A 14052-nucleotide genomic window follows, 5' to 3' on the forward strand; every position below is an offset into this window, starting at 1 on the left:
GGCGCTCTGAGATCATCACCGGGTAGCGTGCTGTCCCCTCGCCGCGTCCGCCCGGAGGCGGGGGCTTTCTCGGAGGTGTCTGATGAGCCTGGTCCACAAGGAGCTGACGGCGGGCGTGGCGACCATCACGCTCGACTCGCCGCACAACCGCAACGCGCTGTCGGTACGCCTGGTCGCCGACCTGGCTGACCGGCTCGCCTGGGCGCTGGCCGAGCCGGAGGCCCGGGTGATCGTGCTGACGGCCACGGGCACGGTGTTCTGCTCCGGGGCCGACCTCAAGGAGCAGCGCGACGGGGCGCCCGTCACGGCCTCGCTCCCGGACGTCCTGCGGACGCTCTGGGAGAGCCGGAAGCCGGTCGTGTGCCGGCTCAACGGCACCGCGCGGGCGGGCGGCGTGGGGCTGGTGGCGGCGTGCGACTTCGCGATCGCGCCGCTGACGGCGTCGTTCGCCTTCACCGAGGTACGGCTCGGCGTCGTACCCGCGATGATCTCCGTGCCGGTGCTGCGGCGGGTGAACGCCCGTGCGGCGGCCGACTACTTCCTCACCGGTGAGGTGTTCGACGCCGCGCGGGCGGCCGAGATCGGCCTGCTGTCGCGGGCCGTGCCGCAGGACGAGCTCGACGCGACCGTCGCCCGTTACGCCGCGATGCTGATGAAGGGCGGCCCCGAAGCTCTGGCGATCACCAAGCGCCTGGTCAGGGAGGTGCCGCAGCTGTCGTTCCAGGAAGGGCTGCGGCGGATGACCGAGCTGTCGGCCGAACGGTTCACCTCGCCGGAGGGCCAGGAGGGCATCGCGGCGTTCAGGGAGAAGCGCGCGCCGTCGTGGGTGCCGCCGCAGGCGTGACCGGCGCGTGGTTGACCGGGTAGGCGGGCTCTCGTAAGGTCAGCCGACAGAACATCCTTCTGTCGAAGGGGCTGGTTCATGACCACCACCCATATCGACGTCGGCGCCATCGATTTCGACGCCCTCGGTGCGTGGATGGACGGCGAGGGGCTGCCCGCCGGGCCGATCACGTCCGCCGCGCCCGTCCTCGGCGGCACGCAGAACGTCATGGTGCGCTTCGAGCGCGGCGGCCGTCCGTACATCCTGCGCCGCCCTCCCCTGCACGCCCGCGCCAAGAGCAACGAGGTGCTGCGCCGTGAGGCGAGGGTGCTGGCGGCGCTGCGCGACACGTCCGTGCCGGCGCCCCGGCTGGTGGCCGCGCAGACCGCCGAGGAGCCGGTCTTCTACCTCATGGAGCCGGTCGACGGGTTCAACCCCTCGACGGGGTTGCCCGAGCCGCACGCGTCCGACCCGGCGATCAGGCACCGGATGGGGCTGGAGGCCGCGGCGGCGCTGGCCGAGCTGGGCCGGGTCGACCCGGCGGTGCTGCCGGGGTTCGGCCGTCCCGACGGCTTCCTGGAACGCCAGGTGCCGCGCTGGCTGAAGGAGCTCGACTCCTACGGCGAGCTGGACGGCTATCCGGGCCCCGACATCCCCGGGCTGGAGGAGACGGCCGGCTGGCTGTCCCGGCACGTGCCGAGGTCGTTCACGCCGGGGATCATGCACGGCGACTACCACTTCGGCAACCTGATGTTCGCCTGCGACGGCCCGCGGGTGGCCGCGATCGTCGACTGGGAGATGTCCACGATCGGCGATCCGCTGCTCGACCTCGGCTGGATGGTGGCCATGTGGCCCTCGGGCAACGCCCACGTGCCGGGGCTGGCGCAGCCGAAGGAGCTGGTCGCGTACTACGCGGCGCTGTCGGAGCGCGACCTGTCGGCCGTCGACTGGTACGCGGTCATGGCCTGCTTCAAGCTCGGCATCGTGCTGGAGGGCACGCACGCGCGCGCGTTCGCCGGCAAGGCCCCGAAGGACATCGGCGACCTGCTGCACGCGACCACATTGGGACTCTTCGATCGGGCGCGCGAGTTCATGGGGGGCGCCCTGGACTAAACACGACATATCAGGATTTTCAGCAACGATCACAAACCCGGGCTGAAGATATACAATTGCGCGCAATTGCATCTGGTTCGGGGAAGGATCGTCATGCGTTTGCGGTTCCTCGGCTCCACCTCGGAGGCGGGCGCCTGCCCCACCCTGTACGAGACCGACCGCGGCACCATCGTCGTGCAGGGCCTGCACGTGACGGACGCCGAGGCGCTCGCCGACCTGCGGGACGTGCTCGACGGCGAGGCCGCGGTCGAGGTGCCCCGCGAACTTCTCACCGAGATCGCCCGCCGCGTCCTGCCCGGCACGCCGCCCCCGGACGGCTCGAACACCGGTTGATCACGATCGAGGGTGAACGCTGGCCCGGTCGCCACCGGCAGGACTACTGTCTAGCCGCGTGACGTCGTTCCAGCAGGCGCGCATCGACCTCGGCCACAGATTGCGCCAGTTGCGCGAGGCCGCCCAGCTCTCGGGCAAGGACCTCGCCGAGCGGCTGCGATGGCAGCCGTCCAAGATCTCACGCCTGGAGAACGCCCGCCAGACGGCCACCGCCGACGACGTGACGGCGTGGGCGCGGGTCGTCGGCGCCGCGCCCGACACCGCCGACGACCTCGTACGGCGGGCCGTCTCGCTGCTCGACCGGCACGACGACTGGAAGCAGCGCCACCGCAGCGGCCTCGCCGCGATCCAGGAGGACATCCGCGACCTGGAGGCCCGCACGACGCTCTTCCGCGTCTTCGAGCCCGGCATCATCGTGGGCCTGCTGCAGACCACCGAGTACGCGCGTCACATCTTCCGCAAGGTCAAGCGCCTCTACAGCGCCGACGACGAGATCGACGCCGCGGTCCGCGTGCGCATGCAGCGCCAGGAGATCCTCTACGACCGGGCGCGGACGTTCCGGTTCGTCGTGGCCGAGAGCGCGCTGCGCACCCTCATGGCGCCGCCGGAGGTGATGCGGGGCCAGCTCGACCGGCTGCTCGCCGTCAGCACGCTGCCCAACGTCGACTTCGGCGTGCTGCCGTTCGACGCCGAGCTGCCGGCCAGCCCGATCCACGGCTTCTGGATCTACGACGACTCGATGGTCGGCCTGGCAACCATGACGAAAGACCTCAATCTGCGCGATTCGGACGACATTGCCTTCTACGCGCGCGCGTTCGACGACTTCGCAGAAGTGGCCAAGTTCGGCGAATCCGGACGGCAGGTCATTATGAGAATTCTTACCGATTTCCAGCAACGAAGCTCACATTAACCACAGCAATTGCTTGCCACCCCACGCAAGATCGTGCAATTCTGTCGCGAGACGTTGCGGAGGTGGCGATGATGCTTGATACCGCGGTCAGCCTCGAGCGGTTCGCTTGGCATGCGCGCCGTCACGCTGACCTGTCCATCCAGAGCCTGGCTCTGGCCAGCGACCCCGCCTATGTGGCGGTGCGCAACCGCTTCTCGACCACCCTGGCCGAGACCGTGACGTGCTCCGACGAGGGCGCGTTCATCACCTCGTGGGGCTACCGCCTCGGCACGACCGACGACGTCGAGTCGGCCGCCGCCCGCCTCGCCTTCCTGCTCGCGGCCCTGCCGGCGTGACACTTCACAGCTGATCGCCCGAGGCGCGGTGCGGAGTGCCGGGCAGCTCCATGGTGGCGACCGCCCCGCCGTCCGGCGCGTTCCTCAGACTCACGGTGCCGCCCGTCTCCGCCACGGCCTGAGCCACGATCGCCAGCCCCAGACCCGAGCCGGGCAGGCTGCGCGCCGAAGGCGAACGCCAGAACCGCTCGAACACGTGCGGCAGCTCCTCCTCGTCGAGCCCCGGGCCGTGGTCGCGCACGGTCAGCCGGCCGTGGCTGAGCCGCACCTCCACCTGCCCGCCGGGGCTGAACTTCGCGGCGTTGTCGATGAGGTTGAGCACCGCGCGTTCGAGAGAGGCCGCGCTGCCGACCACGTACCAGGGGCTGAGCGCGGTCGAGACCTCCGCGCCGCGCAGCCGGGCCCGCTCGACGGCCGCCGTGACCACCTCGTGGAAGCCCAGCTCGACGTGCGGCTCGTGGTCGCTGTCGCCTCTGGCGAGCTGGAGCAGGTCGGCGACCAGCGTCGACAGCTCGGCGAACTGCGCCTTCACGTTGACCAGCAACCGCTCCTTCGCGGCGGGGTCGAGGCTGCGGCCGGTCTGCTCGCTGCGCAGCAGCAGGTCGATGTTGGTCCGCAGGGTCGTGAGAGGCGTGCGCAACTCGTGCCCTGCGTCGGCGACGAGCTGCTTCTGCCGGTCGCGCGAGCCGGCGAGGGCACTGGTCATCGCGTTGAACGACGACGACAGCCGGGCGATCTCGTCGGTGCCGGTGACCGGGATGCGGGTGCCGAGGTCCTCGGTCTGCGCGATGTGCTCGACCGCCTCCGTGAGCCGCCCCACCGGACGCAGCGAGGCGCGCGAGATGACGAGGCCCGCGCACGCCGCTGCCAGCACGCCCATCACCGCGACGCCGCCGAGCGCCAGCATCGCGAGGTTCAGCGTCTGCTGGATGTGGCCGAGCGAACGCGCCTCCAGGACCGCCACGCCCTTGTCGAAGTTGATGGTCACCACCCGCACCCGTTTGCCGTTGCGCGTGACGCCGTAGCGGTAGATCGGGTCGTGCCACTCCTGGGTCGCGGACATGTCCGCGCGCGTCGGCACGATCGGCGGACCGATCGAGCACGTCGTGCCGTCGGCGTACAGCAGCGTCGCCATGCCGTCGAACATGCTCTCCGTGCCGTCCGGCGTGCACTCGCGCTTGAGGTAGTCCTTGTCGCCCTGGTCCTCCGACTCGTAGATGGTGTGGTCGAGCTGCCGGATGACCAGCGTGTCCACGATGAAGTACGACAGCACCGCACAGCCCGCGACGGCGATCGCCACCGCGGCCGTCACCAGCACGGTCAGGCGGGTGCGCAGGCTGCCGAGCCTCATTGACCGTCTCTCAGCACGTATCCCACGCCGCGCACGGTGTGGATCACCCGCGGCTCGCCCCCGGCCTCGGTCTTGCGGCGCAGGTACATGACGTAGACGTCGAGCGAGTTGGACGTCGGCTCGAAGTCGAAGCCCCACACCTCGCTGAGGATCTGGTCGCGCGTCAGCACCTGACGCGGGTGGGACAGGAAGAGCTCCATCAGCAGGTATTCGGTACGGGTCAGGTCGAGCCGCCGGTCGCCGCGGGTGACCTCGCGGGTCGCCTGGTCCATGCTCAGGTCGGCGTACGCCAGCGTGTCGCCCGGGCGGGCGCCGCCCGTGGCGCTGAGCGCGCCCCTGCGCAGCAGGGCCCGCACCCTGGCCAGCAGCTCGTCGAGCTCGAACGGCTTGACGAGATAGTCGTCGGCGCCGGCGTCGAGCCCCGACACCCGGTCGCCGACCGCGTCACGGGCCGTGAGCATGAGGACGGGGACGTTGTTGCCCGCCGAACGCAGCCTGCGGCAGGCGGTCAGCCCGTCGAGCCGCGGCATCATGACGTCGAGCAGCACCGCGTCGTAGCTCTCCGCGGCCAGCGCCTCCAGCGCCTGATGCCCGTCGGCGGCCGTCACGACCTTGTAGCCCTCGAACTCGAGGCTCGACTGCAACGCCTCACGCAGCGCGGGCTCGTCGTCCACCACCAGCAACCGTACGGCCTCACTCATGCCCCAACGTTAAGGGCTCATCATGAGAAGGCGATGAACGGGCCAAGGGTCAGGCGGGTGTTTCGTGTCCGTCCTCAGGGCGTCAGCAGGGCCATGGCGGCGTTGTGGCCGCCGATCCCGCTGACGCCGCCGCCGCGCCGGGCCCCCGCGCCGCACAGCAGGATGCGCTCGTGCTCGGTCTCCACGCCCCATCCGCCCGCGTCGGCGTACGGCCAGCTGAGGTCGGTGTGGAAGATGTGGCCGCCGGGCAGGCCGGCGTCCTGCTCCAGGTCGACGGGCGTCTTCACCTCGACGCACGGCGTGCCGTCGGCGGCGGTCAGCAGGCAGTCCTGGATGGGCTCGGCGAGAACGGCGTTCATGGAGGCGAAGGTGGCGTCCAGTGCCATCTTCCTCGCCTTCTCCGGATTTTTCCGGAAAAGGCGGGCGGGCATGTGGAGGCCGAACAGCGTCATCGTCTCCGCCTTCCCCCGCAGCTCCGGCCCGAGGATGGACGGGTCGGTCAGGGAGTGGCAGTAGACCTCGGCGGGCGGCAGGCCGGGGATCTCGCCGCGGGCCGCCTGCGCGTACGCGGTGGCGAGCTGGTCGCGTCCCTCGTTGATGTGGAACGTCCCGCTGAAGGCCGCCCGGGGGTCCACCGACGTGTCCTTCAACCGGGGCAGCCGGGAGAGCACCATGTTGACCTTGAGCTGCGCCCCCTCGGGCTCCTCCGGCGTACGGCCCATCACCCGGTCGAGCACGGCGGGCGGCAGGTTGACCAGCACGTGCCGGCCGTTCACGGTGTGCTCGCCGTCGTCCGTCCTGAAGGTCACCTCGCCCGACGGGGAGATGCCGACGATCTCGGCGCCCGTCCTGATCTCGGCTCCCGCGCTCCTGGCCGCCGCCTCGAGGGCGCCGGAGACCGCTCCCATGCCGCCGACCGGGACGTTCCACTCGCCGGTGCCGTTCCCGATCACGTGGTAGAGGAAGCAGCGGTTGGCCAGCAGGTCGGTGGCCGGGTCGGCGAACGTGCCGATCAGCGCGTCGGTGAGCACGACGCCGCGTACGGTGTCGTCGCCGAAGTACTGGTCGACCGTCTCGCCGATCGGCTGGGCGAACAGGTCGCGCCACGCCTCAGGACCGACGAGGCGCTCGATCTCGGCCTCCTGGCGCAGCGGGTGGAGCAGCGTCGGAGCCAGGGTCTCGGCCACCTGCGACACCATGTTGTAGAAGCGCTTCCACGCTCGCAGGTCGGCCTCGTCGCCGGTGACGCCACGGAACGACGCCGCGGTACGCAGCTCGTCCCCGTTGTCGACCAGCAGGCCGGTGTCGCCCTTGGGGGTGTAGGAGGCGTACCGGCGGCGGCGCAGCTCGAGGTCGAGGCCGAGGTCGCGGACGATCGCGCCGGGCAGCAGGCTGACCAGGTACGAGTAGCGCGACAGGCGCACGTCGACGCCGGGGAACGGCCTCGCCGAGATCGCCAGGCCGCCCACGTGGTCGTACCGCTCAAGGACGAGGACCCGCCGTCCCGCTTTCGCCAGGTAAGCGGCCGCGACCAATCCGTTGTGCCCGCCTCCGGCCACGACCACGTCGTACGTCATTCCCGCACCCTATGACCAGATCCCATGTCCCCGTCAACGCCTCACTCCTGAACAATTCCCCCACCAGCACCGAAGTACGCCAAAGACCCAAAGACGGGCAGCCACCGACAAACTCCCGCACCCGCCGTGAGTCAGGGGCGGGTGGCCACCGACAGGAGGGTTGCGGCGGGTGGGGTCAGGGGGCGGCCGCGGCGCCAGACCGCGCGGAGGTTGCGTACCAGGTTCACGCCCGCGAGCGGCACCTCCAGAAGCCGGCCCGTCGCCACCTCGGCCTCCACCGCGTACCGGCTGAGCACCGCCGGAGCCGCGCCCGCCTGGGCCGCGCCCTTCACCGCCGAGTTCGACCCCAGCTCCAGCAGCGGGCTGGCCTGGTACAGACCGGCGAAGGCCACGTCGAGCGTCTCCCGCGTGCCCGACCCCGGTTCGCGCACCACGAGCGGCGTCGCGGCCAGCTCGGCGCCCCGCAGCGCGGTACGCCGCCGCGTCCACGGGTGTCCCGGCGCGACCACCACGACGAGCCGGTCCGTCCCCACGACCCGGCTGTCGAGGCCGGCGGGCACGCTCGGCCCCTCGACGAACCCGAGCTCCACCTCGCCCGCCAGCACGCGGGCGGCCACGTCGGCGGAGTTGACCACGTCCAGGCCGACCGGCACGCCGGGCTGACGGTCCTGGAACTCGCCGAGCCAGCGCGGCACCAGGTACTCGGCGACCGTCATGCTCGCCGCCACCCGCAGGTGCGCGGCCGCCCCGTGGCGTACGGCCTCGGCCGCGCGCACCAGCTCCTCGGCGGCGGCCAGCACCTGCGCGGCCCACCCCGCCACCATCTTCCCCTCGGCGGTGAGTGTGGAGCCGCGCGGCGTGCGTTCGAGGAGGGGCAGCCCGAGGCGGCGTTCGAGCTGGGCCATCCGCTTGCTGGCGGAAGGTTGCGCGATGCCGGACGCCCGCGCCGCCTGTCCCAGACTGCCGAGCTCGCCCACGTCCACCAGCAGCCGCAGCGAGTCGAGGTCGGGCAGCGCGCTCATCGGCCGCCTCGACCGGCGAGGGTGGGGTGGAACCTCAACGAGCGTCCTCTCGGCGGGCGACCGGCGGTGACGCGGGACGGCCGACCGGCTACAGCTGGGCCCTTTCCCCGGGTAAGGGGAGGGCAAAGTCAGAGCCACAGGCTATGACCTCCCAGACAATGCGTGTCTACCGGGTGTTTCCGGCGCTCAGAAGACTGGGATCATGCTCCTGCGCCGCCCGTCCTCCCGTACCAGAAGCCTCGCGTCCGCCGCGGGCACCCTGTGGCCCGGCCTCTGCGCCGCGGCGGTGGCGGTGGTGGTCGCACTGCTGGTCAACCGGTACGTCCCCGCGGTGAGCGCGGCCGTCGTCGCGGTCGTGGCCGGGGCCGCGCTGGCGAGCCTGGCGCGCGTGCCTGAACGCTGGAGGCCGGGGCTCGCGTTCGTGTCGCGGCGGGTGCTCCGGGTCGCCGTGGCGTTGCTCGGCCTGCAGATCGCGATGCCGCAGCTGCTCGCCCTCGGCTGGCAGACGATCGCGATCGTGGTGGCCGCGACGGGGCTGACCTTCGCCGTGACCCCGGCGATCGGCCGCCGGCTCGGCCTGTCCCCCGGCACGTCGCTCCTCGTGGCGACGGGCGTGTCCGTCTGCGGCGCGGCGGCGATCGCCGCCATGCGCGAGAGCACCGACGTCGCCGACGACGAGGACGCGGCCGGAGCGCTCGGCGTCGTCGTCCTGTACGGCACCGCCTCGCTCGCCGTCGTCCCCCTTCTCGCCTCGCTCGCGGGGCTGACGTCCGCGCAGCTCGGCGTCTGGACGGGCGCCGCCGTGCACGAGGTCGCGCAGGTGGCGGCGATCGGCGCGGCCTCGGGGGTGCTGGCCGCCGCGGTGACGGTCAAGCTGGGCCGGGTCGTGCTGCTGGCCCCGATCGTCGCGCTCACCTCCTACCGGGGCCGCCGGCCGGGCGGGACGGGCAGCCGTCCGCCGATCCTGCCGCTGTTCGTGGGGGCGTTCCTCGCGATGGTCGCCCTGCGCGCCACCGGGTGGGTGCCCACGGCGGTGACGGACGCGGCGCCCGGTGTGACGAACGTGCTCATGGCCGCGGCCCTGTTCGGCCTCGGGACGGGCATCGACGTGCGGCGGCTGGCCAAGGGCGGCCGGGTGGTGCTGCTCGGCGGGATCGCCACGGCCATCATCGGGGCCACGTCGCTGGCCGGTGTGCTGCTCCTCGTGTGATCCTCGGGTGGACGGGCGCGCCAGGGCCCCGTACCCTGCGTCATTCGGAACAAAGTTCGCAAATACCTCTGTTCCGTCCAGGGATACGCCACCACGCAAGGAGCGTCACACTCACCATGCGCAGCAGTACCGACCTCGTTCTCCGGCCCTCCGACGAAGTAGCCGAGGCCCTGGCGAACGGCGCCCCCGTCGTGGCGCTGGAGTCCACGATCATCTCCCACGGGCTGCCGCAGCCGCGCAATCTCGAGGTGGCCAGGGAACTCGAAGGCGTCGTGCGGGCCGCGGGCGCGGTCCCTGCCACGATCGCCGTGCTGGACGGCGTGCCGCGGATCGGGCTGGACGAGGCCGAGCTGGAGCGCATCGCGACCGAGCCGGGGCTGCGCAAGCTGAGCCAGCGCGACCTGCCGGTGGCGGCGGCGGTGAAGGCGAGCGGGGCGACCACCGTGTCGGCCACGTCGTTCCTGGCCGCCCGCGCGGGCATCCGGGTCTTCGCCACCGGCGGGCTCGGCGGCGTGCACCGCGGCTGGACCGAGGACCAGGACGAGTCCGCCGACCTCGACACCCTCGCGCGCACCCGCATCACCGTGGTGTGCGCGGGCGTCAAGTCGATCCTCGACGTGCCGGCGACGCTGCAGCGCCTCGAGACCCGCGGCGTCAGCGTGGTCGGCTACCGTACCGACACCTTCCCCGGCTTCTACCTGACCTCCTCGGGCCTGCCGGTCGACTGGCGGATCGAGTCGCCGCAGGAGGCCGCGGCCGTCATGCGCGGCCAGGACGCGCTGGACGGCCCGCGGACCGCGCTCATCGTGGCCAACCCCGTCCCGGAAGATCTCCAGCTCGACCCGGAGCTGCACGACCGCGTCCTCGCGGAGGCGCTCGCGGCGGCCGAGCGCGAAGGCGTCAAGGGGCAGGCGATCACGCCGTTCCTGCTCGGCTACCTGGTGGACGCCACCGGCGGCGCCTCGCTGGAGGCCAACCTCGCCGCCGTGCGCGGCAACACGGCCCTCGCGGCCCGGATCGCCCTGGCGTGGTCCGGGTCGTGACCGGCGGCGGCGCCCTCGTGGTGGTGGGTGACGTCGTCACCGACATGGTGGCGCTGCACGGCTCGCCGGTCATGCCCGGCAGCGACGCGGCCGCCGAGATCGTGCTCCGCCCCGGCGGCTCCGGCGCGAACACCGCCGCCTGGGCGGCCCGCCTCGGCGCCGAGGTGCGCCTGCTGTCGCGGCTCGGCTACGACAGCAGCGAGTGGCATCTCGGCGAGCTGGTCAGGTCGGGCGTACACCCGCACGTCGCGGTGGACACCGACGAGCCGACGGCCGTGGTGATCGCGATGGTCGACAAGAGCGGCGAGCGCACGATGCTCACCCACCGCGGCGCCGGCGGCCTCATCTCGGAGGCCGACTGGGACCCGCGCGTGCTCGACGGCGCGGGTCTCCTCCACCTGTCGGGATACGTCCTGTTCGCCCCTCGCGGGCTGGAGCTCGCCCGGCGGGCGATGGCCGACGCGGCGGCGGCGGGCGTCCCGATCAGCGTGGACCCGTCATCGACGGGGCCGCTGCGCGAGTTCGGCGTCGAGCGCTTCCTCAGGGAGACCGCCCCGGCCGGCTTGATCATCCCGAACCTGGACGAGGCCCTGCTCCTCACTGGCGCCACCACGGCGGAGCGCGCCGCCGTGGTCCTCAGCGAGATGTACGGCACGGCCGTCGTCAAGATGGGGGCCGACGGCGCGCTGGCGGCGGTCGACGGCTCTGTGGTCGCGACGGCAGCGGGCCTGACCGCCGAGGTCGTAGACTCGACCGGGGCCGGCGACGCCTTCGCCGCCGGCTTCCTCACCGCGGCCCTGCAGGGTGCCGGCGAGGCTGCCGCTCTGGAGGCGGGCTGCCGTGCTGGTGCAGAATGTGTGGCCCAGGTGGGCGGCCGTCCACGATACGGTTTGGATCTGAACCGTCTTTACCCTATTCACACTGATTGATAGCTTGCCGCGTAGGCTGCACCATTAGCCACATGCGTTACGGGGAGCCCACGCGGCTCACTGGGGAGGATAAGGGTCCGCCGATGGAAGTCGAGTCATCGATCTGCCTGAGCGACCTGGTCCCTGCGTTGCGCTGGAGCCGCCCACAGCACGTGGCCGACGCTCTCGGCGACCCCCGTCTGCCGGCGGGCTGGTGGAGTTCCCTGGCGCTGTCGAAGGCCGTCGGCGCGGCCGGTCTCGACTGGTTGTGCGACCGCCTGGCCCACCTGGCCTTCTCCCAATGGGATCACCTCCCGCTGTGCGACCTGCTGCCCGCGCTGACGGTGCACCACATCGACCCCGCGCTGCCCGGCTGGCCCGACTCGACCCGTACGGCGGTCACCGGTCTGGGCGGCTGGCAGCGGCTGCGCCGCCTGTGCCCCGGTGACCTCACCACTCCGTCGGCGACGCCCGAGGTGGTGATGGGCGCGGTCTTCCGCGAGGTGCTCGGCCGCATCCCGGCGCAGCGCGAGGCCCCCGCGTCCGAACTGCCCGCCGCCGCTGCCGCGCCTTCCTCCACCCCATCAGGGACGGCGTCCCCGACACCAGGCTCCGCTTCCCCCCTTCCCGCAGGCCAGAGAAGCCAGGCCCCGGGCCCCCAGGCCCCGGCAGTTCCGGGCAGCCAGGTCCCCGCAGCCCCGGGCCCCCAGGTCCCGGCAGGTCCGGGAAGCCAAGTCCCCGGAGCGCTGGGGAGCCAGATACCCGCAACGCCGGGGAACCAAGTTCCCGCAGCGCCGGGGAGGCCGGTTACGGCCGCACAGGTGCCTCCGGTTCCCGCCGCGCCGGCGCCCGCTGTTCCCGCGCCCGCCGCGGCGCAGGCTTCCGAGGCAGGGCGTCCCGCCGAGCAGAACGGCGTGGCCGGCGACGGCGTGCCTCGCGGCACCGGCCCGTTCCCGGCGGCGGCGCCGGAGCCCCGGCCGCAGCCCCCCGTCGGCACCGAGAGCGGCTGGTTCGCCGCGCAGAGCGGGCCGTCCGCCCGCCCTGACCAGGGCGAGTCCCAGCGTCCTGCGTTCCCGCAGGAGGGTCAGCCCCGGCAACAGGGCGCCTTCCCGCCCGGACAGAACCCGCGCCAGACCGGTTCCTTCCCGGCCGTCAACGGCCAGCAGCGGCACACCGGCTCCTTCCCCGCCGTCGACCAACCGCGCCAGACGGGTTCCTTCCCGGCCGTGGACGGCCAGCCGCGCCAGACCGGTTCGTTCCCCGCAGTGGACGGCCAGCAGCGGCACACCGGCTCCTTCCCCGCCGTCGACCAGCCCCGCCAGACGGGGTCCTTTCCGGCGCAGGCGCCCGGCGGGAGTCTGCCCCAGCGTCCCGTCCCCGGGCAGTCCGGTCAGCCAGAACGCCTGCCGCAGCGTCCCACCGGCCAGCAGCCCGGACGCCAGGACGCGGGCTCCGACGGGCCGAGCACCGGCAACATCCCGCGCGTCCCGTCAGGCGGCCCCGGCACCGGCAACATCCCACGCATCCCGTCAGGCGGCCCCGGCACCGGCAACATCCCGCGCGTCCCGTCGGGCGGCCCGAGCACCGGGTCCATCCCGGCGGTCCCGTCCGAGACCGACCACGCGATGGTCCGGGTCGTGGACGGCCTGTTCCGCAGCCTGGACAAGCTGGAGCTGGCGGTGGCCGTCCACCGGCTGTTCGCCGAGGACCCGATCAGCCTCCGCACCCTCGCCCACAAACTGCTGGTCGAGCGGGACGCACTCTCGCAGGCCCAGCGCACCGCCGAGGAACGCGTCCTGCACTGGCTGCGCTCGTCCGAGTCGGCGCCCGTCACCGGCCACATGTTCCGCCTGACCGAATGGCTCGGAGCGGCGGCCACCGAGGAGCAGCTGGTCGGCGCCGACCCGGCCCACCCGGTGATGGTGCCCACGCTGCGCACGCCGCTGTGGCGCGTGCTGGTGACGCTCATGCCCGACCGCCGCCTCCAGGACGGCTGGCTCGTCGTGGGCGACCTGCACTCCCTTCAGGCACGCACCCGGCAGGTCATCGCCTCCGCCCCGGCCGACGCCGACATGGTCGAGCTGATGGCGGAGCTCGGCATCCGCGCACACTCGGCCAAGGCCTGGCTGGAGGCCCTGCCGCCGGAGAGCGCCGCGCCCGAGCGCGTGGCAGCGCAGACGGCCGCGGCCCAGCAGCCCCTGCCGCGCCGTACGCCGGGGGCCAACGGCCACCACCACCGCGGCGGCCAGCCCATCCCGCCGGCCCCGGCCGGGTCGATCGACCCGTCCGCCGCGCTGGCCGCGCTGTCGGCGCTGTCGGGCGGGCGTTCGCCGATGCTGAACGGCGGCCTCGCGGGCACTCCGTCCACGCCGCCGCCACCGCCGCCGAGCCCCTCGTCCGACCCGCGCAGGTGGCAGCGCATCGAGGTCACGCCCGAACATCTGCGGGGCGGCCCGGTGCCGGTCCCCGAGGGGTACGCCGCCCAGCTCGGCATGCGTCCCGGCACCCTGCTGTCGGTCACCGGCCCGGGCGACAACGCGATCGTCCTGGTCTGGCAGGGGCACCAGCCGGTCTTCGACTCGCTGCAGCCCGTGCTCATGCGCCTCAACGCCCGCCCGGGCGACCAGGTGTACGTCACCGTCGACGGCTACCGCCTCGAAGCCCAACTGACCGGCTGACCCCAGCCCCCCACCCCGCAGCCGGGCCTGTCGCCCGTCTCGGAGCTT

Annotated in this window: 13 protein-coding genes; 9 read left to right on the plus strand and 4 right to left on the minus strand. The window is 72.7% G+C overall.

The features are described 5' to 3' along the window. Positions 1-82 precede the first annotated feature (82 nt). The 5 genes from BLR04_RS10295 (at position 83) to BLR04_RS10315 (ending at position 3514) form a co-directional block, all read left to right on the plus strand. Positions 83-844: an enoyl-CoA hydratase-related protein gene (locus BLR04_RS10295; RefSeq protein WP_090762079.1), complete on the plus strand. Its 762-nt coding sequence runs from the start codon at positions 83-85 to the stop codon at positions 842-844. Between the two features lie 78 nt (positions 845-922). Beyond that, the gene (locus BLR04_RS10300) at positions 923-1936 is read left to right on the plus strand and encodes a phosphotransferase family protein (protein WP_090762081.1); all 1014 of its coding nucleotides are present in this window, start codon (positions 923-925) and stop codon (positions 1934-1936) included. 93 nt (positions 1937-2029) lie between these two features. After that, a complete protein-coding gene (locus BLR04_RS10305; RefSeq protein ID WP_090762083.1) occupies positions 2030-2269 on the plus strand; it encodes a hypothetical protein in 240 nt (79 codons plus the stop codon). A 58-nt stretch (positions 2270-2327) separates the two neighbouring features. Next, positions 2328-3179: a helix-turn-helix domain-containing protein gene (locus BLR04_RS10310; RefSeq protein ID WP_090762084.1), complete on the plus strand. Its 852-nt coding sequence runs from the start codon at positions 2328-2330 to the stop codon at positions 3177-3179. A 68-nt stretch (positions 3180-3247) separates the two neighbouring features. Further along, entirely contained in the window at positions 3248-3514 is a 267-nt protein-coding gene (locus BLR04_RS10315; RefSeq protein ID WP_090762086.1) for a hypothetical protein, read from the plus strand. Between the two features lie 4 nt (positions 3515-3518). On the opposite strand, the gene BLR04_RS10320 is transcribed toward BLR04_RS10315, so the two are convergent. The 4 genes from BLR04_RS10320 to BLR04_RS10335 all read right to left on the minus strand — a co-directional run bounded on the left by BLR04_RS10320 (position 3519) and on the right by BLR04_RS10335 (position 8165). Continuing rightward, positions 3519-4865 (minus strand): sensor histidine kinase, encoded by a 1347-nt coding sequence (locus BLR04_RS10320; protein ID WP_090762088.1) that lies wholly within the window; start codon positions 4863-4865, stop codon positions 3519-3521. Then, positions 4862-5566: a response regulator transcription factor gene (locus BLR04_RS10325; protein WP_090762090.1), complete on the minus strand. Its 705-nt coding sequence runs from the start codon at positions 5564-5566 to the stop codon at positions 4862-4864. Before BLR04_RS10325 ends, BLR04_RS10320 begins: the two co-directional genes overlap by 4 nt. 74 nt (positions 5567-5640) lie before the next feature. After that, a complete protein-coding gene (locus BLR04_RS10330) occupies positions 5641-7143 on the minus strand; it encodes a phytoene desaturase family protein (RefSeq protein WP_090762092.1) in 1503 nt (500 codons plus the stop codon). Between the two features lie 131 nt (positions 7144-7274). Continuing rightward, on the minus strand, positions 7275-8165 hold the full coding sequence (locus BLR04_RS10335) for a LysR substrate-binding domain-containing protein (protein ID WP_090762094.1): 891 nt from the start codon (positions 8163-8165) through the stop codon (positions 7275-7277). A 202-nt stretch (positions 8166-8367) separates the two neighbouring features. Here BLR04_RS10335 and BLR04_RS10340 point away from each other — a divergent pair, with 202 nt between their 5' ends. From BLR04_RS10340 to BLR04_RS42275, 4 genes are all read left to right on the plus strand, one after another. Further along, positions 8368-9375 (plus strand): YeiH family protein, encoded by a 1008-nt coding sequence (locus BLR04_RS10340; RefSeq protein ID WP_090762096.1) that lies wholly within the window; start codon positions 8368-8370, stop codon positions 9373-9375. Positions 9376-9491: 116 nt separating this feature from the next. Then, entirely contained in the window at positions 9492-10418 is a 927-nt protein-coding gene (locus tag BLR04_RS10345) for a pseudouridine-5'-phosphate glycosidase (RefSeq protein ID WP_090762098.1), read from the plus strand. Then, positions 10403-11347 (plus strand): carbohydrate kinase family protein, encoded by a 945-nt coding sequence (locus tag BLR04_RS10350; protein WP_245740158.1) that lies wholly within the window; start codon positions 10403-10405, stop codon positions 11345-11347. The genes BLR04_RS10345 and BLR04_RS10350 overlap by 16 nt, the downstream gene beginning before the upstream one ends. Positions 11348-11430: 83 nt before the next feature. Continuing rightward, complete coding sequence (locus BLR04_RS42275; protein WP_143022004.1) at positions 11431-14004, plus strand: hypothetical protein; 2574 nt, start codon at positions 11431-11433, stop codon at positions 14002-14004. Positions 14005-14052: the final 48 nt, after the last annotated feature.

The sequence above is a fragment of the Nonomuraea maritima genome (assembly GCF_900100395.1).
In the GTDB taxonomy this organism is placed as follows: Bacteria; Actinomycetota; Actinomycetes; order Streptosporangiales; family Streptosporangiaceae; genus Nonomuraea; species Nonomuraea maritima.